The organism is Brevundimonas sp. NPDC055812 (genome assembly GCF_053616535.1).
The window spans coordinates 114,739-136,803 of sequence record NZ_JBSHDX010000004.1; the positions used below are offsets into that span (position 1 = coordinate 114,739).

The 22,065-nt window shown below is 67.3% G+C and carries 19 protein-coding genes; 13 read left to right on the forward strand and 6 right to left on the reverse strand.

Going from position 1 to position 22,065, the window contains the following annotated elements; all coding sequences use genetic code 11:
* The first annotated feature begins 27 nt into the window (after positions 1-27).
* The 11 genes from ACWGL1_RS08320 (at position 28) to ACWGL1_RS08370 (ending at position 9,902) form a co-directional block, all read left to right on the forward strand.
* Positions 28-2,292: a RelA/SpoT family protein gene (locus ACWGL1_RS08320; protein WP_291774410.1), complete on the forward strand. Its 2,265-nt coding sequence runs from the start codon at positions 28-30 to the stop codon at positions 2,290-2,292.
* A gap of 37 nt (positions 2,293-2,329) precedes the next feature.
* Positions 2,330-3,109, forward strand: coding sequence for an LOG family protein (locus ACWGL1_RS08325; protein WP_134580523.1), 780 nt, complete (start codon positions 2,330-2,332; stop codon positions 3,107-3,109).
* A gap of 45 nt (positions 3,110-3,154) precedes the next feature.
* Positions 3,155-3,742, forward strand: coding sequence for an orotate phosphoribosyltransferase (gene pyrE, locus ACWGL1_RS08330; RefSeq protein WP_291774421.1), 588 nt, complete (start codon positions 3,155-3,157; stop codon positions 3,740-3,742).
* Positions 3,743-3,745: 3 nt separating this feature from the next.
* Positions 3,746-3,997: a hypothetical protein gene (locus ACWGL1_RS08335; RefSeq protein WP_291774424.1), complete on the forward strand. Its 252-nt coding sequence runs from the start codon at positions 3,746-3,748 to the stop codon at positions 3,995-3,997.
* Positions 3,994-4,740 carry a pyridoxine 5'-phosphate synthase gene (locus tag ACWGL1_RS08340; RefSeq protein ID WP_452111732.1) on the forward strand — a complete coding sequence of 249 codons (747 nt, stop codon included), beginning with the start codon at positions 3,994-3,996 and terminating at the stop codon, positions 4,738-4,740. The genes ACWGL1_RS08335 and ACWGL1_RS08340 overlap by 4 nt, the downstream gene beginning before the upstream one ends.
* Positions 4,737-5,138, forward strand: coding sequence for a holo-ACP synthase (gene acpS, locus ACWGL1_RS08345; protein ID WP_452111733.1), 402 nt, complete (start codon positions 4,737-4,739; stop codon positions 5,136-5,138). The genes ACWGL1_RS08340 and acpS overlap by 4 nt, the downstream gene beginning before the upstream one ends.
* A gap of 51 nt (positions 5,139-5,189) precedes the next feature.
* Positions 5,190-5,939 carry a signal peptidase I gene (gene lepB, locus ACWGL1_RS08350; RefSeq protein WP_452111734.1) on the forward strand — a complete coding sequence of 250 codons (750 nt, stop codon included), beginning with the start codon at positions 5,190-5,192 and terminating at the stop codon, positions 5,937-5,939.
* Positions 5,940-6,054: 115 nt separating this feature from the next.
* On the forward strand, positions 6,055-6,981 hold the full coding sequence (lepB, locus tag ACWGL1_RS08355) for a signal peptidase I (protein WP_338578604.1): 927 nt from the start codon (positions 6,055-6,057) through the stop codon (positions 6,979-6,981).
* Positions 6,981-7,697 (forward strand): ribonuclease III, encoded by a 717-nt coding sequence (gene rnc, locus ACWGL1_RS08360; protein ID WP_338578491.1) that lies wholly within the window; start codon positions 6,981-6,983, stop codon positions 7,695-7,697. The genes lepB (ACWGL1_RS08355) and rnc overlap by 1 nt, the downstream gene beginning before the upstream one ends.
* Complete coding sequence (gene era, locus ACWGL1_RS08365; protein WP_338578492.1) at positions 7,694-8,659, forward strand: GTPase Era; 966 nt, start codon at positions 7,694-7,696, stop codon at positions 8,657-8,659. The genes rnc and era overlap by 4 nt, the downstream gene beginning before the upstream one ends.
* A 4-nt stretch (positions 8,660-8,663) precedes the next feature.
* Complete coding sequence (locus ACWGL1_RS08370; RefSeq protein WP_452111735.1) at positions 8,664-9,902, forward strand: serine hydrolase domain-containing protein; 1,239 nt, start codon at positions 8,664-8,666, stop codon at positions 9,900-9,902.
* Here ACWGL1_RS08370 and ACWGL1_RS08375 read toward each other — a convergent pair.
* Positions 9,892-11,277: an aminotransferase-like domain-containing protein gene (locus ACWGL1_RS08375; protein ID WP_452111736.1), complete on the reverse strand. Its 1,386-nt coding sequence runs from the start codon at positions 11,275-11,277 to the stop codon at positions 9,892-9,894. The two genes, ACWGL1_RS08370 and ACWGL1_RS08375, sit on opposite strands and share 11 nt — an antisense overlap.
* 103 nt (positions 11,278-11,380) lie before the next feature.
* Here ACWGL1_RS08375 and ACWGL1_RS08380 point away from each other — a divergent pair, with 103 nt between their 5' ends.
* Positions 11,381-12,253 (forward strand): DMT family transporter, encoded by an 873-nt coding sequence (locus ACWGL1_RS08380; RefSeq protein ID WP_452111737.1) that lies wholly within the window; start codon positions 11,381-11,383, stop codon positions 12,251-12,253.
* 10 nt (positions 12,254-12,263) lie between these two features.
* Here ACWGL1_RS08380 and ACWGL1_RS08385 read toward each other — a convergent pair whose 3' ends face one another.
* The 3 genes from ACWGL1_RS08385 to gltX form a co-directional block, all read right to left on the reverse strand.
* Positions 12,264-13,772: an acetyl-CoA hydrolase/transferase family protein gene (locus tag ACWGL1_RS08385; RefSeq protein ID WP_452111738.1), complete on the reverse strand. Its 1,509-nt coding sequence runs from the start codon at positions 13,770-13,772 to the stop codon at positions 12,264-12,266.
* A 265-nt stretch (positions 13,773-14,037) separates the two neighbouring features.
* Complete coding sequence (gene gltA, locus ACWGL1_RS08390; RefSeq protein ID WP_291774456.1) at positions 14,038-15,339, reverse strand: citrate synthase; 1,302 nt, start codon at positions 15,337-15,339, stop codon at positions 14,038-14,040.
* 67 nt (positions 15,340-15,406) lie between these two features.
* Positions 15,407-16,822, reverse strand: a complete 1,416-nt coding sequence (gene gltX / locus ACWGL1_RS08395; RefSeq protein ID WP_452111739.1) for a glutamate--tRNA ligase — start codon at positions 16,820-16,822, stop codon at positions 15,407-15,409.
* A 58-nt stretch (positions 16,823-16,880) separates the two neighbouring features.
* Here gltX and ACWGL1_RS08400 point away from each other — a divergent pair, with 58 nt between their 5' ends.
* Positions 16,881-18,974, forward strand: coding sequence for a ComEC/Rec2 family competence protein (locus ACWGL1_RS08400; protein ID WP_452111740.1), 2,094 nt, complete (start codon positions 16,881-16,883; stop codon positions 18,972-18,974).
* Positions 18,975-19,030: 56 nt separating this feature from the next.
* Here ACWGL1_RS08400 and lexA read toward each other — a convergent pair whose 3' ends face one another.
* Positions 19,031-19,735, reverse strand: coding sequence for a transcriptional repressor LexA (gene lexA, locus ACWGL1_RS08405; RefSeq protein ID WP_452111741.1), 705 nt, complete (start codon positions 19,733-19,735; stop codon positions 19,031-19,033).
* A 122-nt stretch (positions 19,736-19,857) separates the two neighbouring features.
* A complete protein-coding gene (locus ACWGL1_RS08410; protein ID WP_452111742.1) occupies positions 19,858-21,954 on the reverse strand; it encodes a prolyl oligopeptidase family serine peptidase in 2,097 nt (698 codons plus the stop codon).
* Between the last annotated feature and the right edge of the window lie 111 nt (positions 21,955-22,065).

Here is a 22,065-nt window from a genome sequence, read left to right on the forward strand (position 1 = left end):
GCGGCGCGACCTCAGACGGACACGCCGATGGACCCCGCCGCGAATCTGCAGGACAAGACATCGGCGTCGTCTCTTTCCGAGGCGGCGCCGAAGTCGTCTGAAGGCCCTGCATTGTCTGATACCAAGCGCGCACCGATCATGCGCCAGTTCGAATTGATCGAGGCGGTCAAGGCCTATGACCCGACCGCCGACGAGGCGCTGCTGAACCGCGCCTATGTCTATGCGATGAAGATGCACGGCTCGCAGCTGCGGGCCTCCGGCGATCCCTATTTCGCCCACCCGATCCAGGTCGCGGGCATTCTGACGGATTACCGCCTGGACACGGCGACCATCGTCACCGCCCTGCTGCACGACGTGGTCGAGGACACCTCCGCCACCCGCGACGACATCGCCGAGATGTTCGGCGAGGAGATCGCCGTCCTGGTCGAAGGCGTCACCAAGCTGTCGCGGCTGGAGCTGCAGGCCGAGCACACGCGTCAGGCCGAGAACCTGCGCAAATTCATCCTGGCCATCAGCCGGGACGTGCGGGTGCTGCTGGTCAAGCTGGCCGACCGTCTGCACAACATGCGCACCCTCCACTTCGTGAAGCCGGAGAAGCGCGAGCGCATCAGTCGCGAAACGCTGGAAGTCTATGCGCCGCTGGGTCGGTCGATCGGCATCCACTCCATCGCCGCCGAGTTGGAGGAGCTGGCGTTCGAGCATCTGAACGCCACGGCGCGCGTCGCCATCCAGCGTCGTCTGGAAGCCCTGAAGCTCGAGAACGGCAGCGCCATCGAGGCCGTTTCGCCTGAGATCGAGCGCGTCCTGTCCGAGGCGGGCGTCCAGGCACGGGTCAAGGGGCGCGAGAAGACGCCCTATTCCATCTGGCGCAAGCTGCAGCGCAAGACGGTCGGCTTTTCGTCCCTGTCGGACATCTACGGCTTCCGCGTCATCGTCGAGAGCGAGGACGACTGCTATCGCGCCCTGGGCGTCATTCACCGCGCGTGGCCCATGGTGCCGGAGCGGTTCAAGGACTTCATCTCGACGCCGAAGTCGAACAATTACCGGTCCCTGCACACCACGGTGGTCGGGCCGGGCGGCCTGCGCATCGAGATGCAGATCCGCACCGAGGCCATGGACCGCGTGGCCGAGGACGGGGTGGCGGCGCACTGGCGCTACAAGAACCAGTCCTACGGCTTCGATCGTGAGGCGATGGAGGCCGATGGCGGTCGCGACCCCCTGCTGAACCTGCGCCATCTGGTTCAGGTGATCGAACACGGGGAGGGGGGCGAGGACTGGGTCGAGCACGCCAAGCTCGAAATGTATCTGGACCAGGTCTTCGTCTTCACGCCCAAGGGGACGCTGATCACCCTGCCGCGCGGCGGGATGCCGCTGGACTTCGCCTACGCCGTCCACACCGAGGTCGGCGACACGGCCGTGGGGGTCAAAATCAACGGCGAGCTGAAGCCCATGCGCACGGCGCTTCAGAACGGCGACGTGGTCGAGATCATCCGCGGGACCAAGCGCGAGGCGCCCACCGACTGGCGCAGCCTGACCGTCACGGGCCGGGCGCGCTCGGCCATCCGTCGATTCATCCGCTCGTCGGAGCGCGAGGAGTTCGTGCGTCTGGGCAAGACGACGCTGGAGCAGACGCTGGAGCGGGCGGGCAAGTCGTTGGCCGACGTCAAGCTGACGGAGGTGCTGAAGACCTTCGCCATGCCGTCGGAAGAAGACATGTTCGACGCGATCGGTCGCGGCCGCCTGACCGCGACGCGCGTGGCCGAGACCCTGTTCCCGGCGCTGAAGGGGCAACTGAAGGCCGGGCCGGAGCGCAAGCGCATCGGCGAGGAATCGCCGCGTCTGTTCGTGCGCGGCGGCGGTCTGACGCCCGGCGTCAGCATCCATTTCGGCCAGTGTTGTTCGCCCGTGCCGGGCGACCGCATCGTCGGCATTCTTGAGCCGGACAAGGGGCTGACGGTCCACACTATCGACTGCCAGACTCTGGCCGATTTCGCCGACGACGATTCCGTCTGGCAGGATCTGCAGTGGACGCCGCAGGCAGAGCGCAGCGCCGTCGGCTCGGTCAAGCTGCACGCCACCCTGACCAATGCGCGCGGCGTGCTGGGGCAGGTGGCCTCCATTATCGGCGAGGCGGGCGGCAACATCCTGAACCTGTCGATGGCCCATCGTCAGCACGACTTCTATGACGTCAACATCGACGTGGAGGTCGAGGACGCCCGCCACGCCACCATGATCATTGCGGCGCTGAGGGCCAATCCCTACGTCGATACGGTCGATCGCGCGCGCGGTTGAGCCGACGCTGACGCCATCAGTTTTCTCAAAGGTCGTAATGTCTCCCGAACAACAAAAGCTCGCCAATGAGGCCCAGATGGCCTCGCCCTCCTATCGTCTGGCCGCTCTGGATCAGGACTTCCTGCTGGGCGAGTCGATGCGCGGCGTGCGCTTCCTGATGGAGTATGAGAAGGCCGAGCAGGCGTTGAAGGCGTGGGGCGTGCGCTCGACCATCGTCGTCTTCGGCAGCGCCCGCGTGGGCGTGAACGGCGACGGCCGACACGCCTATTGGTACGAACAGGCGCGCGAGTTCGGCCGTATCGCCTCCGAACGCGGCGGCGCCTTCCGCGGCGAGCCCGGCGAGGTGCGCGACAACGTCATCGCCACGGGCGGCGGGCCGGGCATCATGCAAGCCGCCAACCAGGGCGCGCACGAGGCTGGGGCGCCGTCCATCGGCTTCAACGTCACCCTGCCGCACGAGCAGTTCCCGAACCCGTGGTCGACGCCGGAACTGACGTTCCAGTTCCACTACTTCGCCATGCGCAAGATGCACCTGGCCATGCGGGCCAATGCGCTGGTGGTCTTCCCCGGCGGTTTCGGCACCCTGGACGAACTGTTCGAGATCCTGACGCTGCGCCAGACCGACAAGGCGCCGCCCATCCCCATCGTGCTGTTCGACGAGGCCTACTGGCGCTCGGTGATCAATTTCGACGCCCTGATCGAGCACGGCATGGTGAAGGCGTCGGACATGGAGCTGTTCGCCTTCGCCGACGACGCCGAGACGGTGTGGACCCGGTTGCTGGAAGGCGGGTTGAAGCCCAACTGCGACATCAAATAGGGCGCGGGTTGAGGGCTGCCGTCACAGGGTCTAAGGACGGCTTTCATGAACACTGAAGACGTCCTCAACGAATTCCGCGACGCCGGCGCCCTGCGCGAAGGCCATTTCGTCCTCTCGTCCGGCCTGCACAGCCCGGTCTTCCTGCAGAAGAACCTGGTCTTCATGGACGGCGCCCGCTGCGAGCGCCTGTGCAAGGCGCTGGCCGAAAAGATCATCGCTACGGTCGGCCCGGTCGATGCGGCGATCTCGCCCGCCGTCGGCGGCATCATCCCCGGCTATGAGACGGCCAAGCACCTGAACGTGCGCTCCATGTACGTCGAGCGCGAGGGCGGCGAGTTCAAACTGCGTCGCGGCTTCTCGGTCGAGCCGGGCGAGAAGATCGTCATGGTCGAGGACATCGTCACCACGGGGCTGTCCTCGCGCGAATGCATCGCCGCGATCCAGAAGGCGGGCGGCCATGTCGTCGCCGCGGCCTGCATCGTCGATCGTTCGGGCGGCAAGGTCGATGTGGGCGTGCCCCTGATCGCTCTGGCCTCGATGGAGGTGCCTGCCTATCCGGCCGACGCCCTGCCGCCGGAACTGGCCGCCCTGCCGGTCGAGGATCCGGGCAGCCGCCGGTTGTCCAAGGGGTAGGAAATGGCGTCGCAGCCTATAACGGACCGGAACAGCCTGGCCTTTCGCCTGTTTTTTAACGAGCGGACGGCGCGTGGACTTTCGGCTTTGCGCTTCATGCTGCTGGGGGCTGCGTGTTTGGTGCTTGTGGAAAAATGGCGGCGAGGCGTGTTTACCGGCGACGAACTGTCCGCATTGGTGATCCTTGCCGTTCTGGTTGGCTTTTTGGGCGATTTGGTTCGCCGTAGAGCGACCAAGACCGGAGAGGCGGGATGAAGCGTCAGTGGGTTCGTCTGGGCGTCAATATCGACCACGTCGCCACGGTCCGTAACGCGCGCGGCGGCGCTCATCCCGACCCGGCCCGCGCGGCTGAGGCGGCGCTGGCGGCCGGCGCCGACGGCATCACCGCCCACCTGCGCGAGGATCGTCGCCATATCACCGACGCCGACATCGACGTGCTGACGGCCCTGTGCCGCCGCGCGGACAAGCCGCTGAACTTCGAGATGGCGGTGACGGACGAGATGCTGGCCATCGCCCTGCGCCACCGTCCGCACGCCGCCTGTCTGGTGCCTGAGCGCCGCGAAGAGGTGACGACCGAGGGCGGACTGGCCGTCGCCGGTCACGAGGCCCGCATCGCCCCGGTGGTGAAGGCCCTGTCCGACGCCGGCATCCGCGTCAGCCTGTTCATCGAACCGTCCGAGGATCAGGTCGAGGCCGCCGCCGCCGTCGGCGCCCAGGTGGTCGAGTTCCACACCGGCCGCTATTGCCACCTGACCGACCCGGCCCAGCGCGCGGTCGAGTTCGAGCGTCTGGCCGCCGCCGCCGCCCAGGCCGACATTCTGGGGCTGGAGGTCCATGCGGGCCACGGCCTCGACTTCGCCACGGCGGGGGATGTGCTGGCCATCCGCGAGATCGTCGAGCTGAACATCGGCCACTTCCTGATCGGTGAGGCGGTCTTCGTTGGTCTGGACGCCGCCATTCGCCGGATGCGCGCGGCGATGGACGAGGCCGTGTCGTGATCATCGGTGTCGGCGCCGACCTGTCGGACATCCGGCGCATTCAGGCGTCGCTGGACCGCTTCGGCGACCGTTTCAAACAGCGTGTCTTCACCGAACTGGAACGCGCCCGCTCGGACCGCAAGGCCGATCCGGCGTGGAGCTACGCCAAGCGGTTCGCCGCCAAGGAAGCCTGCGCCAAGGCCCTGGGCACCGGGATGCGCTCCGACGTCTACTGGCGCGACATGGAGGTGGTGAACCTGCCTTCCGGCCAGCCGACCCTGGCCCTGACCGGCCACGCGGCCGAGCATCTGACCCGCCTGACCCCGCCGGGGCATGAGGCGCGCATCCACCTGACCCTCAGCGACGAACACCCCTATGCCCTGGCCTTTGTGGTGATCGAAGCCGTGCCGTTGGCTTAGGCGCGTGGTGTCGGCTAGATAGCGATCGCTGGTTTTTTATCGGGGCCGACAATGAGTAAATCGCAGACGGCGTTGGCCGAATGGATCGACACGCTTCGTGTCGTGTCGATCTTTCTGCTGATCGCGCTGGTGCTGCGTGTGCTGCTGTTCCAGCCCTTCACCATCCCGTCGGCCTCGATGGAGCCGAACCTGTACGAAGGCGACTACATCGTCGTGTCGAAGTGGTCGTACGGCTATTCCAAGCACTCGATCCCGTTCAGCCCGCCGGTGTTCAACGGCCGCATCCTGGGCAAGGCGCCCGCGCGCGGCGACATCGCCGTGTTCAAGCTGCCGCGCGACAACAAGACCGACTACATCAAGCGCGTGATCGGCCTGCCGGGCGACAAGGTGCAGATGATCGCCAACAAGCTCTACATCAACGGCGCGCCGGTTCAGGACGTCGAGGTCAGCCGCGCCCAGATGGCCGATATGTTCGGCGCCCGTTCGGTGACGCAGCTGCGCGAGACCCTGCCGGGCGGCCGCACCTTCATGACGCAGGACTTCGGTCCGGGCGGCGAGCTGGACGACACGCCGCTGTATGAAGTGCCGTCGGGCCATTATTTCATGATGGGCGATAACCGCGACAACTCGATCGACAGCCGTGTCGAGATGTCGGCGGGCGTGGGCATGGTCCCGGCCGAAAATCTGGTCGGCAAGGCCGAGATCATCATGTTCTCGTGGACGCCGGGCGCCTCTCTGTTCAACCCGGTCAGCTGGTTCGCAAACGTGCGCTTCAGCCGGTTCTTCAAGATCCTCCATTAAGGCCATTCCTGAAGAGGTTGCGGTTCCTTCATCATGCGGAGTCTTGCCCGCTGCGGGTTCAGCGATTACGCCTCGCTCTTCCAACCCTGCGCGCGGCAGGGGATTCGAGCAGATGATGACCGACGACCCCAAGCTGAACGGCGGCGCGGGCGCCTCCGCCCTTGATCCGGCGGTCGGCCGCCCGATCTGGAGCGATGACGGCGACGCCCCCTTCGACATGGGGGACGACCCTGAAGCGCTCGACAGCGAAAAGCCGATCCATGCGCCGCGGCGCTACAGGAAAGCCAAACGAGTGACGAAAGAAAAGTCCGCGAGCAACGAAACGGTCGAGATCATCAAGACCGTCGTTTTCGCCCTGCTGATCGCGCTGGTGCTGCGTGTGCTGCTGTTCCAGCCCTTCACCATCCCGTCGGCCTCGATGGAGCCGAACCTGTACGAAGGCGACTACATCGTCGTGTCGAAGTGGTCGTACGGCTATTCCAAGCACTCGATCCCGTTCAGCCCGCCGGTGTTCAACGGCCGCATCCTGGGCAAGGCGCCCGCGCGCGGCGACATCGCCGTGTTCAAGCTGCCGCGCGACAACAAGACCGACTACATCAAGCGCGTGATCGGCCTGCCGGGCGACAAGGTGCAGATGATCGCCAACAAGCTCTACATCAACGGCGCGCCGGTTCAGGACGTCGAGGTCAGCCGCGCCCAGATGGCCGATATGTTCGGCGCCCGTTCGGTGACGCAGCTGCGCGAGACCCTGCCGGGCGGCCGCACCTTCATGACGCAGGACTTCGGTCCGGGCGGCGAGCTGGACGACACGCCGCTGTATGAAGTGCCGTCGGGCCATTATTTCATGATGGGCGATAACCGCGACAACTCGATCGACAGCCGTGTCGAGATGTCGGCGGGCGTGGGCATGGTCCCGGCCGAAAATCTGGTCGGCAAGGCCGAGATCATCATGTTCTCGTGGACGCCGGGCGCCTCGCTGTTCAATCCGGTCAGCTGGTTCGCCAATGTGCGCTTCAGCCGGTTCTTCAAGATCCTCGACTGATGGCCGGCGGACGCACGAACGTGCGCGCCGAGGCCGTGGCGGCCCTGCGTCGTCGTCTGGGACATGATTTCGCCGAGCCGGAGCTGCTGGAACGCGCCCTGACCCATTCCAGCGTGGGCGAAGGCGCAGGCCCGCAGGTTCCGGCCGACAACGAGCGGCTGGAGTTCCTGGGCGACCGGGTGCTGGGTCTTCTGGTGGCCGACCGCCTGGTGCGCGACTTTCCCGCAGCGGACGAGGGGCAGTTGTCGGCCCGCCTGCACGCCCTGGTGGACAAGGCCGCCTGCGCCCGCGTGGGCGAGCGGCTAGGCGTCGGCGACGCCCTGCGCCTGTCTCCGGGCGAGACCAAGACCGGCGGCCGCAGAAAGGCCGGAGTCATCGCCGATGCTGTTGAGGCGATCCTGGCGGGCGTCTATCGCGACGGCGGCCTGATCGCGGCTCAGGCCGTGTTCGAGCGCGCCTGGGCCGAGGAACTGGCGGCGCCTCCCGCGCCGGCCATCACCAATCCCAAGTCCGCCCTGCAGGAATGGGCGCAGGGGCAGGGCCGTCCGCTGCCGACCTATGCGGTGATCCAGCGCACCGGCTCGGACCACGCGCCGACCTTCACGGTCGAGGCGACGGTGACCGGCTATGAACCCGCCCGAGCCCAAGGGCGTTCGCGACAGGAGGCGGAAAAGGCCGCCGCCGTCGCTCTTTTGAAACGTGAAGGCGTGATTTGACCGAAACTCCCGAAACCACCGAGATCAGCAACCAGCACGCGGGCTTCGCCGCCATCATCGGCGCGCCCAATGCGGGCAAGTCGACGCTGGTGAACCGGTTGACGGGCTCCAAGGTCTCCATCGTCACCCAGAAGGTGCAGACGACGCGCTTTCCCGTGCGGGGCATCGCCATCGAGGGCGACGCCCAGATCGTGCTGGTGGATACGCCCGGCGTCTTCACCCCACGCCGCCGTCTGGACCGCGCCATGGTCGCCTCGGCCTGGGCCGGGGCGCAGGACGCCGACGTGGTCGTCCACCTGGTCGACGCCCAGTCGCACATCGACGCCGAAGGCCGCGAAGGCACGCCTGCCGACCGCCGCTCGGCCGAGGACACCGAGACCATCATCGCCAATCTGAAGGCGACCGACACCAAGGTCATCCTGGCGTTGAACAAGATCGACGGGATGCGCCGCGACACCCTGCTGGCCCTGTCGCAGCGCCTGTTCGAAACGGGTGTCTATTCCGAGGTCTTCATGATCTCGGCGCTCAGCGGCGACGGCGTGGACGATCTGAAGGCGCGTCTGGCCAAGGCTATGCCCGAGGGGCCGTGGCTCTATCCCGAAGACCAGTCGGCGGACGTGCCGCTGCGCGTTCTGGCCGCCGAGATCACGCGCGAGAAGGTCTATCTGCGCGTCCACGAGGAACTGCCCTATTCGGCGGCGGTCGAGACGACCAGCTTCGAGGACCGCGCCGACGGCTCGGCGCGCATCGAACAGACCATCTATGTCGAGCGTGAAAGCCAGCGCCCGATCGTGCTGGGCAAGGGCGGCCAGACCCTGAAATGGATCGGCCAGAAGGCGCGCGAGGAGCTGATCGAGATCCTGGATCGCCCCGTTCACCTGTTTTTGACCGTCAAAGTCGATCCGAAGTGGCAAGACTCTAAGGCATTGTACGCCCAGTTCGGCCTGGAGTTTGACGTCTAGTACCGTGTTCATCGTTCCCAAGACTGCGGGCGGCAGGCCCTGGTTCCTCGGCTCTCTCGTCGCCGCCGGCCTGATTTCGGCCGGGGCGGGGGCCTGGTTCCTGAACGCCGTCGCGCCGGAGACCCAGGCGGCTGTCGTCTACCAGTCGGACCTGCCCAAGCGACCGCCCGTCCAGGTGGTCGAGGCTCTGCCGCAGTTGAAGGAACGGTTGGATCATCTGGCCGCGACCAAGCAGTTCACCGGCGCGGTCCTGGTGTCGAAGGGCGGTCAGGTCCTGTTCCGTCAGGTCTACGGCAAGGCGAACTATGAGCAGGACACGCCCTTCGCCCTGGACACCCGTTTCCGCCTGGCGTCGGTGTCCAAGCAGTTCACCGCCGTCGCTGTCCTGAAGCTTCAGGACGAGGGCAAGCTGTCGGTCGACGACCCCGTCTGCAAATGGATCGAGCCGTGCCCGGACGCCTGGCGGCCGCTGCGCATCCATCACCTGCTGTCGCACACTTCGGGTATCCCGGACCTGATGGCCCAGGCCGAGTGGGGCCGTATTCGGGTCACCCATCGTACGCCGCAGGAGCTGACCGAGACCTCGGCCCGCTATGGCCTGCAGTTCGAACCGGGAACAAAGGTTCGCTACAACAACGCCGCCTTCAATCTGGCGGCCGAGATCGTGTCGAGGGCCAGCGGCCAGCCGTTCGAGACCTATCTGGAGCAGGCCATCCTCAAGCCCCAGGGCCTGAAGGACACCGGCTCCGACGTGAACGACGACGCCCAGGGGCTGGCCATGGGCTACGGCCTGTTCCCGGCGGGTCTGACGCCGCAGCCCATCGCCAACGTCAGCGTAGTGGCCGGCGCCGGGGCCTTGTATTCGACGCTGGACGACATGCTGGCCTGGAACCGCGCCCTGCATCAGGGCCATATCCTGAGCGACAAGGCCTATGCCGACCTGATCGCCGACCATGCGCCGGACGATATGCCGGAGCGGCGCGGCCCGCACCGGGCCTATGGCTACGGCCTCTATGTCAGCGCCCTGGGCGAGCGGACCTCTTCGCCGTTCAGCGATCGCCAGATTTACCACACCGGCAGCTGGGCGGGCTTCCGTAACCTGGTGTCCTATCAGCCGGATCAGGAGGTGACGGTGGTGGTGCTGTCCAACAACTACCACCTGCGCGACCTGGTGCTGTTGATCAATCAGCAGGCCATGGCCGAGGCTCTCGGCCGCCCGTTCCCCGCTGCGCTCAGCCGCTGAGGCCTAGGCGCAGGAAGCTCATCAGGCGCGGGTCGTCGCAGTGGGTCACATTGACCCGCATGAAGCGGCTGGCCGTCTGTGAGGGGCTGAACACGTCGCCCGGCGCCAGGACGATATCCTCCTTCAGCGCGGCCCGAGCCAATTCGGCGGAATCGATTTCGCCGGGCAGTCGGCACCAAAGATTGAAGCCGCCGCGCGGCTCGATCCAGGGTTCGACGCCGAGGGATCTCAGGCGGGCGATCACCTCGCGGCGCTTTCGCGCCAGGCGTCGATGAACCTCGTCCAGATGCTTGCGATAGCCGCCCCCGGCCAGGACGTGGGCGATGGCCTCGGCCGCCACCGGACTGGCGCCGACAAAGCCCGTCGCCACCTGAAGATCAGCCAGGTCCGAAATCCGGTCGACGCGCGCCGCGATGTAGCCGCAGCGCAGGGAGGCCGACAGCGTCTTGGAGAAGCTGCCGATGCGGATGACCCGGTTAAGCCCGTCCAGCGCCGCCAGTCGGGTGGTGGGCTCGGGCTCCAGATCGGCGAAAAGATCGTCCTCGATGATGGTGAGGTCATGCGCGGCGGCCAGATTCAGCAGGCGGTGCGCCGTCTGGGGCGCGATGCCGGCGCCGGTCGGGTTCTGAAGCCCGGCGTTGGTCAGATAGAGCCGGGGCGAGGCCTGCTTCAGTACGGCCTCGAACCGTTCGACGTCAGGGCCTGTGGGCGTGTAGGGGACGCCGACGACCTGGACCTGATGCGCGCGCAGCAGGGCGCGGAAGTTGAAGTAGCAGGGATCGTCCACGACCACCGTATCGCCGGGCCGCAGCAGATAACGGCACGTCAGATCGACGGCATGGGTGCCGGAGCCGGTCAGCAGCACCTGATCCTGGCCGAGTTGCAGCCCCTCGGTCGCCAGACGACCCAGAAGGATGCGGCGCAGCGCCCTCGAGCCGAGCACGCCGCCATAGTCGGTCAGAAGGGCGTCGTCCGCCCGCGCTACGGCGCGCAGGGCCTTGCGCAGCGCCTCGGTCGGCATCCAGTCGGCAGGCAGCCAGCCGCAGCCGGGCTTGAGGGCCTCCGGCGGCGCCTCCAGCGACTGGCGCGACACCCAGAAGGGATCGACGGCGCGGTCGTGCAGGCCGGGATCGACCGCAAAACTGAGCGGAGGCAGGGCGGCGCCCGAGACATAGAAGCCTGATCCCGGCCGGGCGCGGATCAACCCCTCGGCCGCCAGCCGGTCATAGGCCTCGACGACGGTTGAAGGCGAAACCGCCATGGTCTCGGCGAAACGCCGGATCGACGGCAGGCGGTCGCCGGGGGCCAGGCTGCGCCCGGCGATACGGATGCGAATGGCCTCCATGACCTCGGTGGTGCGTGTGCTGCGGGACAACCGTGCCGGCTCCATAATCCATACAGTTCGGCGAAAGCGTATCGATCTGTGGCTGCCTTCGCCAGCGCCGGGAGTCCAATCAGGCGGCGAAGAGGAAGACGGAATGGACACGGCGAAACAGAAGCGCATCGACGGCCTGATCTGCGGGCTTCTGGGGGTGGTGATCTTCAGCGGCTCGCTGCCCGCGACGCGGTTGGCGGTGGCGGACCTGTCGCCGCTGTTCCTGACGGGCGCGCGGGCGGTTATCGCGGCGGCGCTGGCGGGGCTGGTGCTGTTGGCCACGCGGCAGGCGCGGCCGGACCGGCGCGATCTGATGTCGCTGGCGGTGATCGCGGTCGGGGTGGTGGTGGGTTTTCCCCTGCTGTCGGCCCTGGCGCTGCAGCATATGACCTCGGCCCGGTCGATCGTCTTCATCGGCCTGCTGCCGTTGTCTACGGCCATCTTCGGCGTAATGAGAGGCGGGGAGAGGCCGCGCCCGCTGTTCTGGCTGTTCTCCGGTCTGGGCAGCGCCACGGTGATCGGTTTCGCCTTCAGCAGCCACGGCGACGGAGCGTGGACCAGCGACCTGCTGATGCTGGGCTCCATCGTCATCTGCGGTCTGGGCTATGCCGAGGGCGGCATACTGGCGCGGCGTCTGGGCGGCTGGCAGGTCATCTGTTGGGCGCTGGTGCTGTCGGCGCCGATCATGCTGGTGGTGACGACGATGGACCTGCCCGCCGACTGGAGCGCCATCGGCGTCCCGGCGTGGACCGGACTGGCCTATGTCTCGGTCTTCTCGATGCTGATCGGCTTCATCTTCTGGTATCGCGGCCTGGCGATGGGCGGCATCGCCAGCGTGGGTCAGCTGCAACTGCTCCAGCCCTTCTTCGCCCTGGCGCTGGCGGGGCTGGTGCTGCACGAGGCCGTGCCGTGGACCATGGTCGCGGCGGCCGCACTGACGGTGGCCAGCGTCGCCGTGGCCCGCCGTTATGCCTGAGACGGGAGGGTCAGGCCTTCATCGACCCCGTTTCGATGTAGCGCTGGTGCCACGACAGCGCCTCGGTCAGCAGGTGCGGCGACTGCAGGCCGTATGACCCTTCCAGCGCGCGGTCGTAATAGTCCTTCAGCGCGTCGCGATAGTCGGGGTGCGCGCAGTTGGCGATGATGACCCGCGCGCGCTGCTTGGGCGACAGGCCGCGCAGGTCGGCCAGCCCCTGTTCCGTGACGATGACCTGCACGTCCTGGGTGATGTGGTCGACGTGGCTGGCCATGGGCACGATGGCCGAGATCTTGCCGCCCTTGGCCGTCGAGGGCGTGACGAAGCAGGAGATGTAGGCGTTACGCGCAAAGTCGCCCGAGCCGCCGATGCCGTTCTGGATGCGCGAGCCCATGACGCGGGTCGAGTTGACGTTGCCGTAGATGTCGGCCTCGATCAGGCCGTTCATGGCGATGCAGCCCAGGCGGCGGATGATCTCCGGGTGGTTCGAGATTTCCTGTGGGCGCAGGATGATCTTGCCGCGGAACTGCTCCATCCGGCTGTTCAGATCGGCGGCGGCCTCGGGGCTGAGCGAGAAGGCGGTGGCCGAGGCGACCGTCAGTTTCCCTGAGTCCAGCAGGTCCAGCATCCCGTCCTGCAGCACCTCCGTATAGGCGGTCAGGTTCTCGAACGGGCTGTCCTGAAGGCCGGCCAGCACGGCGTTGGCGACATTGCCCACGCCCGATTGCAGCGGCAGCAGATGGGCGGGCAGGCGGCCCAGCTTCACTTCATGCTGCAGGAACTCGATCAGATGCCAGGCGATGGCTGTGGCGCTGGCGTCGGGCGCGGCGAAGGGCAGGTTGCGGTCAGGGCTGTCCGTCTCGACGATGGCGGCGATCTTCGATGGATCGACGCGGAAGACCGTCTCGCCGATCAGGTCGGTCGGTTTGGTCAGCGGGATCGGCACGCGCGCGGGTGGCAGGGCGGTGCCGTAGTAGATGTCGTGCATCCCCTCCAGCGCGGCGTTCTGCCAGCTGTTGACCTCGAGGATGATGCGGTCGGCGCGGTCCAGCCAGGTCTTGTTGTTGCCGATGGACGACGAGGGGATCAGCGCCCCGTCCTCGCGGATGCCCGACACCTCGACTACCGCCGTCTCCAGCGGACCGAGGAAGCCCTGCCAGGCCACCGGCGCCACCTGCGACAGGTGCATGTCCAGGTATTCCATCTCGCCCTTGTTGATCTTCTCACGCGCGACGGGATCGGAGTTGTAGGGCAGGCGGAACTCGATGCCGTCCGCCTTGGCTAGGGCGCCGTCCAACTCAGGCCCGGTCGAGGCGCCGGTCCAGACCTTCAGCCGGAACGGGTTGCCGGCTGCGTGCTCGGCCTCGATCCGCTCGGCCAGGGCCATGGGCACGACCTTGGGATAGCCCGAGCCGGTGAAGCCGCTCATGCCCACGGTCGAGTTGGCCGGGATCAGGGCGGCGACGTCCTGGGCGGACATGATCTTCGACTTGAGGGCGGCGTTACGGACGCGGGACATCGCAAACCTGACGACTGGAGCCGGGGAGGGCTCAAGGAACGACGCGGACATAGGCGCCGCATCACCCTGATTCCAATACGGCTTTGGTCGTAACACGCCGTGATCACAAAGGCGTTAGCCGTAGGATTGTCTGGCGGACAGCGCCATGATCGCCGGATCCTCGCCTTGCGGTTCACTGAGGGCGCGAGGCTTGATGACTCACCGAGCACGAAAAAACGCCGGAGCTTTCGCCCCGGCGTTTCTGCATTTTTCGTTGTGCGACGGCTTAGCCGCGCTGGGCCAGCGGCACGTAGTCGCGCTCGGTCGGGCCCGTGTACAGCTGGCGCGGACGGCCGATCTTCTGCGACGGATCGGCCATCATTTCCTGCCACTGGGCGATCCAACCCACGGTGCGGGCCAGGGCGAACAGCACGGTGAACATGGTGGTCGGGAAGCCCATGGCCGACAGGGTGATGCCCGAATAGAAGTCGACGTTCGGGAACAGCTTGCGCGAGGTGAAATATTCGTCCTGCAGGGCGACGGCTTCCAGTTCCTTGGCGACCTGGAACAGCGGGTCGTTCTCGCGGCCCGTGGCGGCCAGAACCTCATAGGCCGACTGCTGCATGACCTTGGCGCGCGGGTCGTAGTTCTTGTACACGCGATGGCCGAAGCCCATCAGCTTGTACTTGCGCGCCTTCACGCCCTCGATGAACTCGGGGATGCGGTCCGGGGTGCCGATTTCCTTCAGCATGTTCAGCGCCTCTTCGTTGGCGCCGCCGTGCGACGGGCCCCACAGACAGGCGATGCCGGCGGCGATACAGGCGAACGGATTGGCGCCCGACGAACCGGCCAGGCGGACGGTCGAGGTCGAGGCGTTCTGTTCGTGATCGGCGTGCAGGATGAAGATGCGGTCCATGGCGCGCACCAGGGCCGGGTCGACCTGATAGTCCTCGGCCGGGACGGCGAAGCACATGCGCAGGAAGTTCTCGGCGTACGACAGGTCGTTGCGCGGCGAGATGAAGGGCTGGCCGATGTGGTACTTGTAGGCGCGGGCCGCGATCGTCGGCATCTTGGCGATCAGACGGATGGCCGAGATGTTGCGCTGGACCGGGTCATGGATGTCCAGGCTGTCGTGATAGAAGGCCGACAGGGCGCCGACGGTGCCGACCATGATCGCCATCGGATGAGCGTCGCGACGGAAGCCCTCGAAGAAGCGGTCGAACTGGGCGTGCAGCATGGTGTGGCGCGTGACGCACTGCTCGAACTCTTCGAATTCGGCGGCGTTCGGCAGTTCGCCGTGCAGCAGCAAGTGGCAGACTTCCAGGAAGTTGGACTTGGAGGCCAGTTGGTCGATGGGGTAGCCGCGGTGCAGCAGCACGCCTTCATCGCCGTCGATATAGGTCAGACCCGATTCGCAGGCCGCCGTGGAGGTGAAGCCGGGATCGAAGGTGAAGGCGCCGGTTCCGCCGTACAGCTTGCGAATGTCGATGACGTCCGGGCCGGTCGAGCCGGAAAGGACAGGGAGCTCAACAGTCTTGTCCTGGTAGGACAGGGTCGCCGAGCCGGCGGGTTTCGCTTGTTCAGTCATCTAGGCCCCTTGTTCTTCCTTGGACCGGCGCGCGGGGAGGCGGGCGGCCTGAGTTGGTTATGGGTGATCACTTAGTCTGTTGCAGCGCATCATCCAAGCGCCCGAGGCTTTCGTCGCGTCCGAGCGCGCAAAGCGTGCGGGCGATATCGGGCGACGCCGAGCCAGCCGTCAAGGCAGCGCGCATGGAAGGGCCGATTTTTCCGAAGCCTACGCCTTCCTCCTCGGCGAAAGCCTTAAGTTCTGCCTCCAAGGCGAAGACGTCCCAGCTCTGGAAAAGTCCCAGTCGTTCACGCAGTCGTGAGATTCGCAGCCCGGTTTCGCCCTGCAGCAAAGCCGCCGATTTCTCGTTCAACGGGAGCGGACGCGCCTGCAACACGAATGCCGTTTGGTCGGCGAGTTCCGGTATGGTCTTGGCGCGATCCTTGATGAAGGGCATGGCCCGCAGCAGCCGTTCCTCGTCATCCGGCTGCAGCGCGCGGCCGCGCGCCAGATGGGCGTCCAGCGTCAGCTTGGCCAGACGGTCGTCGTCGGCCAGGCGCAGCCAGTGGGCGTTGACGTGGGCCAGTTTGTCGAAGTCCAGGCGGGCGGGCGCCTTGTTGACGCCGGTCAGGTCGAACCAGGCCAGGGCCTGCTCGTCGCTGAACAGCTCGTCGTCGCCGTGGGCCCAGCCCAGTCGGGCCAGATAGTTGCGCATGGCCTCGGGCAGATAGCCCATGTCGGCGTACTCATGCACCGCCTGGGCGCCGTGGCGCTTGGACAGCTTGGCGCCGTCCGGGCCGTGGATCAGGGGGATGTGGGCGAAGGTGGGCCGCGTCCAGCCCAGGGCGTCGTAGATCAGGCTCTGGCGGGCGGCGTTGTTCAGATGATCGTCGCCGCGGATGACGTGGGTCACGCCCATGTCGTGGTCGTCCACCACCACGGCCAGATTGTAGGTCGGCGCTCCGTCCGAGCGGAGGATGACCAGATCGTCCAGCGATGCGGACTCCCAGCGCACGGTTCCCTGCACCGCATCGTCGACCACGACAGCCTGATCCAGCGGGCGGCGGAAGCGCACCGTGTGCGGCTTGGCCAGATCGTCGACGCCGGGCTCGCGGTCGCGCCAGGGCGAGACGAAGTCGCGGCCCTCGGCCTTGGCCTGGTCCCGCAGGGCCGTGGTCTCGTCGGCGGTCAGGAAGTCACGATAGGCGTGGCCGCCCGCCAGCAGTTCATTGATCACCTCGCGGTGACGGTCGGCGCGCGCGAACTGGAAGACCGGCTCTTCGTCGCCGAACAGCTCCAGCCAGGACAGGCCGTCGAAGATGGCCTTCACCGCCTCATCCGTCGAACGCTCGCGATCGGTGTCCTCGATGCGGATCAGGAATTTGCCGCCGCGTCCCTTGGCGTACAACCAATTGAATAACGCGGTTCTCGCCCCGCCGATATGCAGGTAGCCTGTGGGCGAGGGGGCGAAGCGGGTGACGACGGTCGAGGAAGGGGAGGTCATAGAGGCAGGGTCCATAGGGCAGGGTCTTATACGCCCGCCCGTGGGGAAGCGAACCCTTATGGCCCGGTTAATTGACAGCCTGGGCGACGATGCGCGGTCCCAGGCGGATCGTTGGCCGCTGTGGTCATCCGTCTGTTTCGGGGCGGGATGCGGCTGCTACTTCATCCTGAAAGAGGAACCCGCGACGTGGCCGCTGGCTGCGGCGGGCCTGGCGCTGTTGGGCCTCTGGCTTGTCGGTCGGGCGCGGGGGTTGCCGCGTGCTGCGACACTAAGCCTGCTTATGCTGGCCTGTTTCAGCGGCGGCCTGGCGGTGGCCAAGCTGAGGGCCGAGGCGGTGGCGGCGCCCATCGCACCAGCGGACATGGTGCCGACCCAGATCGAAGGGTGGGTGATGGACGTGGATTCGCCGGGCCAGAACGGCGCTCGCATCGTCGTGGCGCCGGTGCGGGTGCGCGGTCTGACGCCCGAGGCGACGCCCGAGCGGTTGCGCGTGACGGTGAAAGGCGCGCCGCCGCCGCCCGGCGCGGCCATCCGCGTCTTCGGCATCCTGAATCCGCCGCCGCCGCCCGCCAGTCCCGGCGCCTATGACTTTGGCCGCAACGCCTATTTCCAGGGCATGGGCGGGACGCTGTTCGCTCTGGGGCCGACGCGGCCCGCCGCTCTGGCGCCGCCGCCGTGGCGGGTGCGGATGGAGATGAAGGTTAACGCCGTGCGCTACGCCCTGGCCGAGCGGATCGTGGCGCGTCTGGGCGAACGCACGGGCGGGGTGGCGGCGGCCATGACGACGGGGCACGAGACCTGGATCCAGAGCCCCGACCTGGACGCCATGCGGGATTCGGGACTGGCGCACATCCTGTCGATCTCGGGCCTGCACATGGCGGTCGTCGGGGGCTTCGTCTTCTTCACGGCGCGCCTGTTGGTCGCAGCCTGGCCGTGGCTGGCGCTGCGCGTGTCGGGCAAGAAGGTCGCGGCGATCGCCGGTCTGGTTGCGGTCGGGACGTATCTGGTGATCTCGGGCGCGCCGCCGCCGGCCGAGCGGGCGGCGGTCACGGCCTCCATCGCCTTCCTGGCCGTCCTGGCGGACCGGCAGGCGGTGACGATGCGGGCGTTGGCGGCGGCGGCCTTCGTGGTCCTGTTGCTGCGGCCGGAAGCCGTGGTGACGCCGGGGTTCCAGATGTCGTTCGCGGCGACGGCGGCTCTGGTCGCTCTGGTCGAGGTCTGGCCGCGTCGTATCCGCGAGTTCGCCGCGCCCTGGCCTATCGTCATGGTGCAGAGGTTCGGCAGTTGGCTGCTGGCCGCCTGCGCCGCCAGTCTGGTGGCGGGCATGGCGACTGGGCCGTTCGCCATGCAGCATTTCAACCGTACGGCCGTCTATGGGCTGATCGCCAACCTGGCGACGGCGCCGCTGGCGGACTTCATCATGATGCCCGCCTTGGCGCTGGGGGCGGCGCTGGAGCCTTTGGGACTTGGCGCGCCCTTCCTGTGGCTGGCGGGGAAGTCTGTGGACGCCATGCTGGCCATCGGCCACTGGGCGGCGAGCCTGCCCGGCGCGGTTCAGGCGATCCCCAGCGCTCCGGCGGCGGCCCTGCCGGTCGCCTTCCTGGGGATTCTGTTCATGTGCCTGTGGCGCGGACGATGGCGATGGGTGGGCCTGCCCTTCGCGGCGGCGGTGCTGATCTGGCCGCGCCCGGCGCCGCCGGACGTGTGGATCGGCGACGGCGGGGCGAATGCGGCGTATCAGCAGGGGGAACAGGCGGTCGTGATGCGGCCTGCCGTGCGTCAGTTCGCCAGCGACCTGTGGTCCCGGCGGCGAGGGCTGGAAGCGGTCGGGCGGCCGGGTGAAGGCTGGACCTGCAAGCGGTCCTTCTGCGCGCCGGAAGGCCGGGAGGGCGCGCTGGCGCTGTGGTGGGGCAAGGCGGCGCCGGCCGCGGAGCAGATGGATCAGATGTGTCGCAACGCCGAGGTGGTCAGCGTGCGAGCCGTGGTCGCGACCCTGCCGCCGTCATGCGAGGGGCGGCTGGTGCTGGACGGCGCCGACCATGCGCACGGCGGCTCGGTGGAGCTGTGGCGGGATGAGGCGGGCGGCTGGCGCGCCCTATGGGCGGCGGAGGTGCGGGGACGGCGGCCGTGGAGCGGAGGCGGGACGGATTAGGCGTTGACCCTCAACCCCGCTCATCCCGGCGGACGCCGGGATGAGCGGAAGTGGGATCAGTGATACCGGCGCAGCAGACCGACCAGCTTGCCCTGGACCTCGACCTGGTCGGGGCCGAAGATGCGGGTCTCATAGGCGCTGTTGGCGGGCTCCAGGGCGATGGACTGGCCCTTCTTGCGCAGGCGCTTCAGCGTGGCTTCCTCGCCCTCGACCAGGGCCACGACGATCTCGCCCGAGGAGGCGTTCTCGACCCGCTTGATGATGACCGTGTCGCCGTCGAGGATGCCGGCTTCGATCATGGAGTCGCCTTCGATCTCGAGCAGGTAATGCTCGCCGGCGCCCAGCATGGTTTCAGGGACGGGCAGGCGCTCGCGCTCATGCTGGATGGCGGCGATCGGGGTGCCGGCGGCGATCTTGCCCAGCAGGGGCAGATCGCGCACGTCGTTGGCGGCTTCCGCGACAACCTGGCGCGGGTTCAGGCCGCCGCCCTGGATCACGTCGGGCCTGAACGGGGCCCGCCCCTTGGCCGGCGCAGCGGCCGTCGCCTGTTCCGGCAGCTTGACCACCTCCAGCGCGCGGGCGCGGTGGGCCAGACGGCGGATGAAGCCGCGTTCCTCCAGCGCCGTGATCAGGCGGTGGATGCCGGACTTGGACGCCAGGTCCAGCGCCTCCTTCATCTCGTCGAAGGACGGCGAAACGCCCGTCTCCCGGATGCGCTCATGAATGAACATCAGGAGTTCGTGCTGTTTCTTTGTGAGCATGGCGGCGAATCCAGAACAAGGCGTGAACCGTTCGTGATGTTCTGTAAGTGTTCTGGTTAAAAGTCAACTAACGCCACGCTGGCCCCCCGCGCCCGTCGCCGGACGGACGCGGGGACAGGCTCTTACTGCGCCGTCATGGTCGGGGCGCCGTCCTTGTACCGCTCGAACCACTCGATGATGGCGTTCATGCGGGCCGCGTTCTGGGACGGGCGGACGGCCAGGCTGTGGCCGACGCCGGGGATCTTCACCAGGGCCGTGGGCACGCCGCGCAGCTGCAGGGCGGTGTAGTACTGCTCCGACTCGCTGACCGGGGTGCGATAGTCCTCGTCGCCGACGACGACCATGGTCGGGGTCTTCACGTTGCCGACCAGCGACAGCGGCGACCGGCGCCAGTAGGCCTGCGGGTTCTCCCACGGAAATTCGCCGAACCAGTAGCGGGCGAAGAAGGCGGGGTTGTCGCCCGTCAGCACGAAGCTGGCCCAGTCGATGACGGGCTTCTGGACCACGGCGGCCTTGAAGCGGTCGGTCTTGCCGACGATCCAGCTGGTCAGCACGCCGCCGCCCGAGCCGCCGGTGACGAACAGGCGGTTCGGATCGGCGACGCCCTGGGCGATGACGGCGTCGACGCTGCTGATCAGGTCGTCATAGTCGTTCGACGGATAGTTGTGGTGGATCAGGTTGGCGAACTCGTCCCCATAGGAGGTCGAGCCGCGCGGATTGACCGACAGGACGGCATAGCCCGCTGCGGCGAACAGCTGGTTGTCGGTGGCGAAGTGCGGGCCATAGGCGGCGAACGGGCCGCCGTGGATTTCCAGCACCAGGGGATAGCGCTGGCCCTCGACATAGTCGGCCGGCAGCGTCAGCCAGCTTTCGACCGCGCGCTGATCGTGGGAGGAGGCGACCTGGACGCGACGCACCTCGCCCAGGCGGCGAGCGCCCAGGAAATCGGCGTTCAGACGGGTCAGCTGGGTGCTTCGGCCGCTCTTCAGGACGTGGACGTCGGCCGGGCGGCTTGAATCGCCGCGCGTATAGGCGATGGCGCCGTCGTCGGCCACGGTGAAGCCGCCGCCGGTGTAAGGACGGCCGAAGTCGTCGCCGGTCAGATCTTCGATCAGGGTGGTGATCGCGCCGTCCAGCGACACGCGGGCGACCTTGGTGCGGCCCTGGTCGTCATAGGCGACATAGACCGAGCGGCCGTCGCGGCTCCACACTGGCGACTGGACCGAACGGTCGATATCCCCGGTCAGGACGCGGCGGTTAGAGCCGTCGGCGTCCATCACATGAAGGCGGGTGTTGTGATAGCCCATCCGATTGTCGTCGTAGCCGAGGTAGGCGATGCGACGACCGTCGGGCGATGCGACGGGCGAATTGTCCGGCCCCGCGCGGTCGGTAAGGGCCGTCAGACCTCCCGTCTGCACGTCCAGGGCGTAGACTTCACTGTCGGCGGACTCGCGTTGCCAGTCGGCACGGCGGTTGGCGCTGAGGTAGATGGTGCGGGAATCGGCCGACCAGGACAGGCCGCCGCCGTGATTGAAGTCGCCATGGGTCAGCTGGCGCCCGCCGCCGCCCTGGGAGCCGACGACGAAGACGTGGCGGAAGCCGGGCTTCAGATAGCCCTGACCGTCGGCGCGATAGGTGACGGTGTCGATGATCTCCAGCGGCGGAGCCCACTGGGCGCCTTCCGGCTTGACCAGCGGCGAACCGATCTTGGGCTTTTCGCCGGGAACCAGGACGGAATAGGCCAATTGCTCGCCGTTGGGCGACCAACTGACGCTGGACGGGGTGTTCGGTAGGTTGGTGACGCGGACCGATTCTCCCGACGCCATCCAGCGCACGAATAGCTGCGGCGCGCCGCCTTCGGCGCTGGAGATGTAGGACAGGCGCGTGCCGTCCGGCGACCAGCGCGGCTGACGGTGCGAGCCGGCCGAGGCGATCAGCGGCGCGTGGCGGCCGGTCTTCACGTCGATCAGCCAGATGGTCGGGCGCATCCGGTCGGTCATGATGTCGGCCGTCTGGCGAACATAGGCGATCTGCGCGCCGTCCGGACTGATCTGGGCGTCGGAGGCGACCTCCATGCCGAACAGGTCCTGGGCGGAGAAGAGACCGCGGTCGACGGCGGGCAGGGCGGGCGCGGCGATTGACGGCTCGGCGGTCTGGGCCATCGCCGGCGCATGGGCGCTCAGGATCAGGGCGCAGGCCGCCCAGGCGAACTTGTTCATATGAAACCCCCTCTGGTTCGGGAGGATCATAGAAAGGCGAGAGGGCTCGGCAAGATAGGGAAAGGGCCGCCGGAACGAATCCGGCGGCCCTTTTGTGTTCGTGTTCCGAAG

Bases quoted from the DNA above. Each gene is read 5' to 3' on its own strand.
- ACWGL1_RS08320 (WP_291774410.1), top strand. From the start codon at position 28: ATGGACCCCGCCGCGAATCTGCAGGACAAGACATCGGCGTCGTCTCTT.
- ACWGL1_RS08325 (WP_134580523.1), top strand. From the start codon at position 2,330: ATGTCTCCCGAACAACAAAAGCTCGCCAATGAGGCCCAGATGGCCTCG.
- pyrE (WP_291774421.1), top strand. From the start codon at position 3,155: ATGAACACTGAAGACGTCCTCAACGAATTCCGCGACGCCGGCGCCCTG.
- ACWGL1_RS08335 (WP_291774424.1), top strand. From the start codon at position 3,746: ATGGCGTCGCAGCCTATAACGGACCGGAACAGCCTGGCCTTTCGCCTG.
- ACWGL1_RS08340 (WP_452111732.1), top strand. From the start codon at position 3,994: ATGAAGCGTCAGTGGGTTCGTCTGGGCGTCAATATCGACCACGTCGCC.
- lepB (WP_452111734.1), top strand. From the start codon at position 5,190: ATGAGTAAATCGCAGACGGCGTTGGCCGAATGGATCGACACGCTTCGT.
- lepB (WP_338578604.1), top strand. From the start codon at position 6,055: ATGACCGACGACCCCAAGCTGAACGGCGGCGCGGGCGCCTCCGCCCTT.
- rnc (WP_338578491.1), top strand. From the start codon at position 6,981: ATGGCCGGCGGACGCACGAACGTGCGCGCCGAGGCCGTGGCGGCCCTG.
- ACWGL1_RS08380 (WP_452111737.1), top strand. From the start codon at position 11,381: ATGGACACGGCGAAACAGAAGCGCATCGACGGCCTGATCTGCGGGCTT.
- ACWGL1_RS08385 (WP_452111738.1), bottom strand. From the start codon at position 13,772: ATGTCCCGCGTCCGTAACGCCGCCCTCAAGTCGAAGATCATGTCCGCC.
- gltA (WP_291774456.1), bottom strand. From the start codon at position 15,339: ATGACTGAACAAGCGAAACCCGCCGGCTCGGCGACCCTGTCCTACCAG.
- gltX (WP_452111739.1), bottom strand. From the start codon at position 16,822: ATGACCTCCCCTTCCTCGACCGTCGTCACCCGCTTCGCCCCCTCGCCC.
- ACWGL1_RS08400 (WP_452111740.1), top strand. From the start codon at position 16,881: ATGGCCCGGTTAATTGACAGCCTGGGCGACGATGCGCGGTCCCAGGCG.
- lexA (WP_452111741.1), bottom strand. From the start codon at position 19,735: ATGCTCACAAAGAAACAGCACGAACTCCTGATGTTCATTCATGAGCGC.
- ACWGL1_RS08410 (WP_452111742.1), bottom strand. From the start codon at position 21,954: ATGAACAAGTTCGCCTGGGCGGCCTGCGCCCTGATCCTGAGCGCCCAT.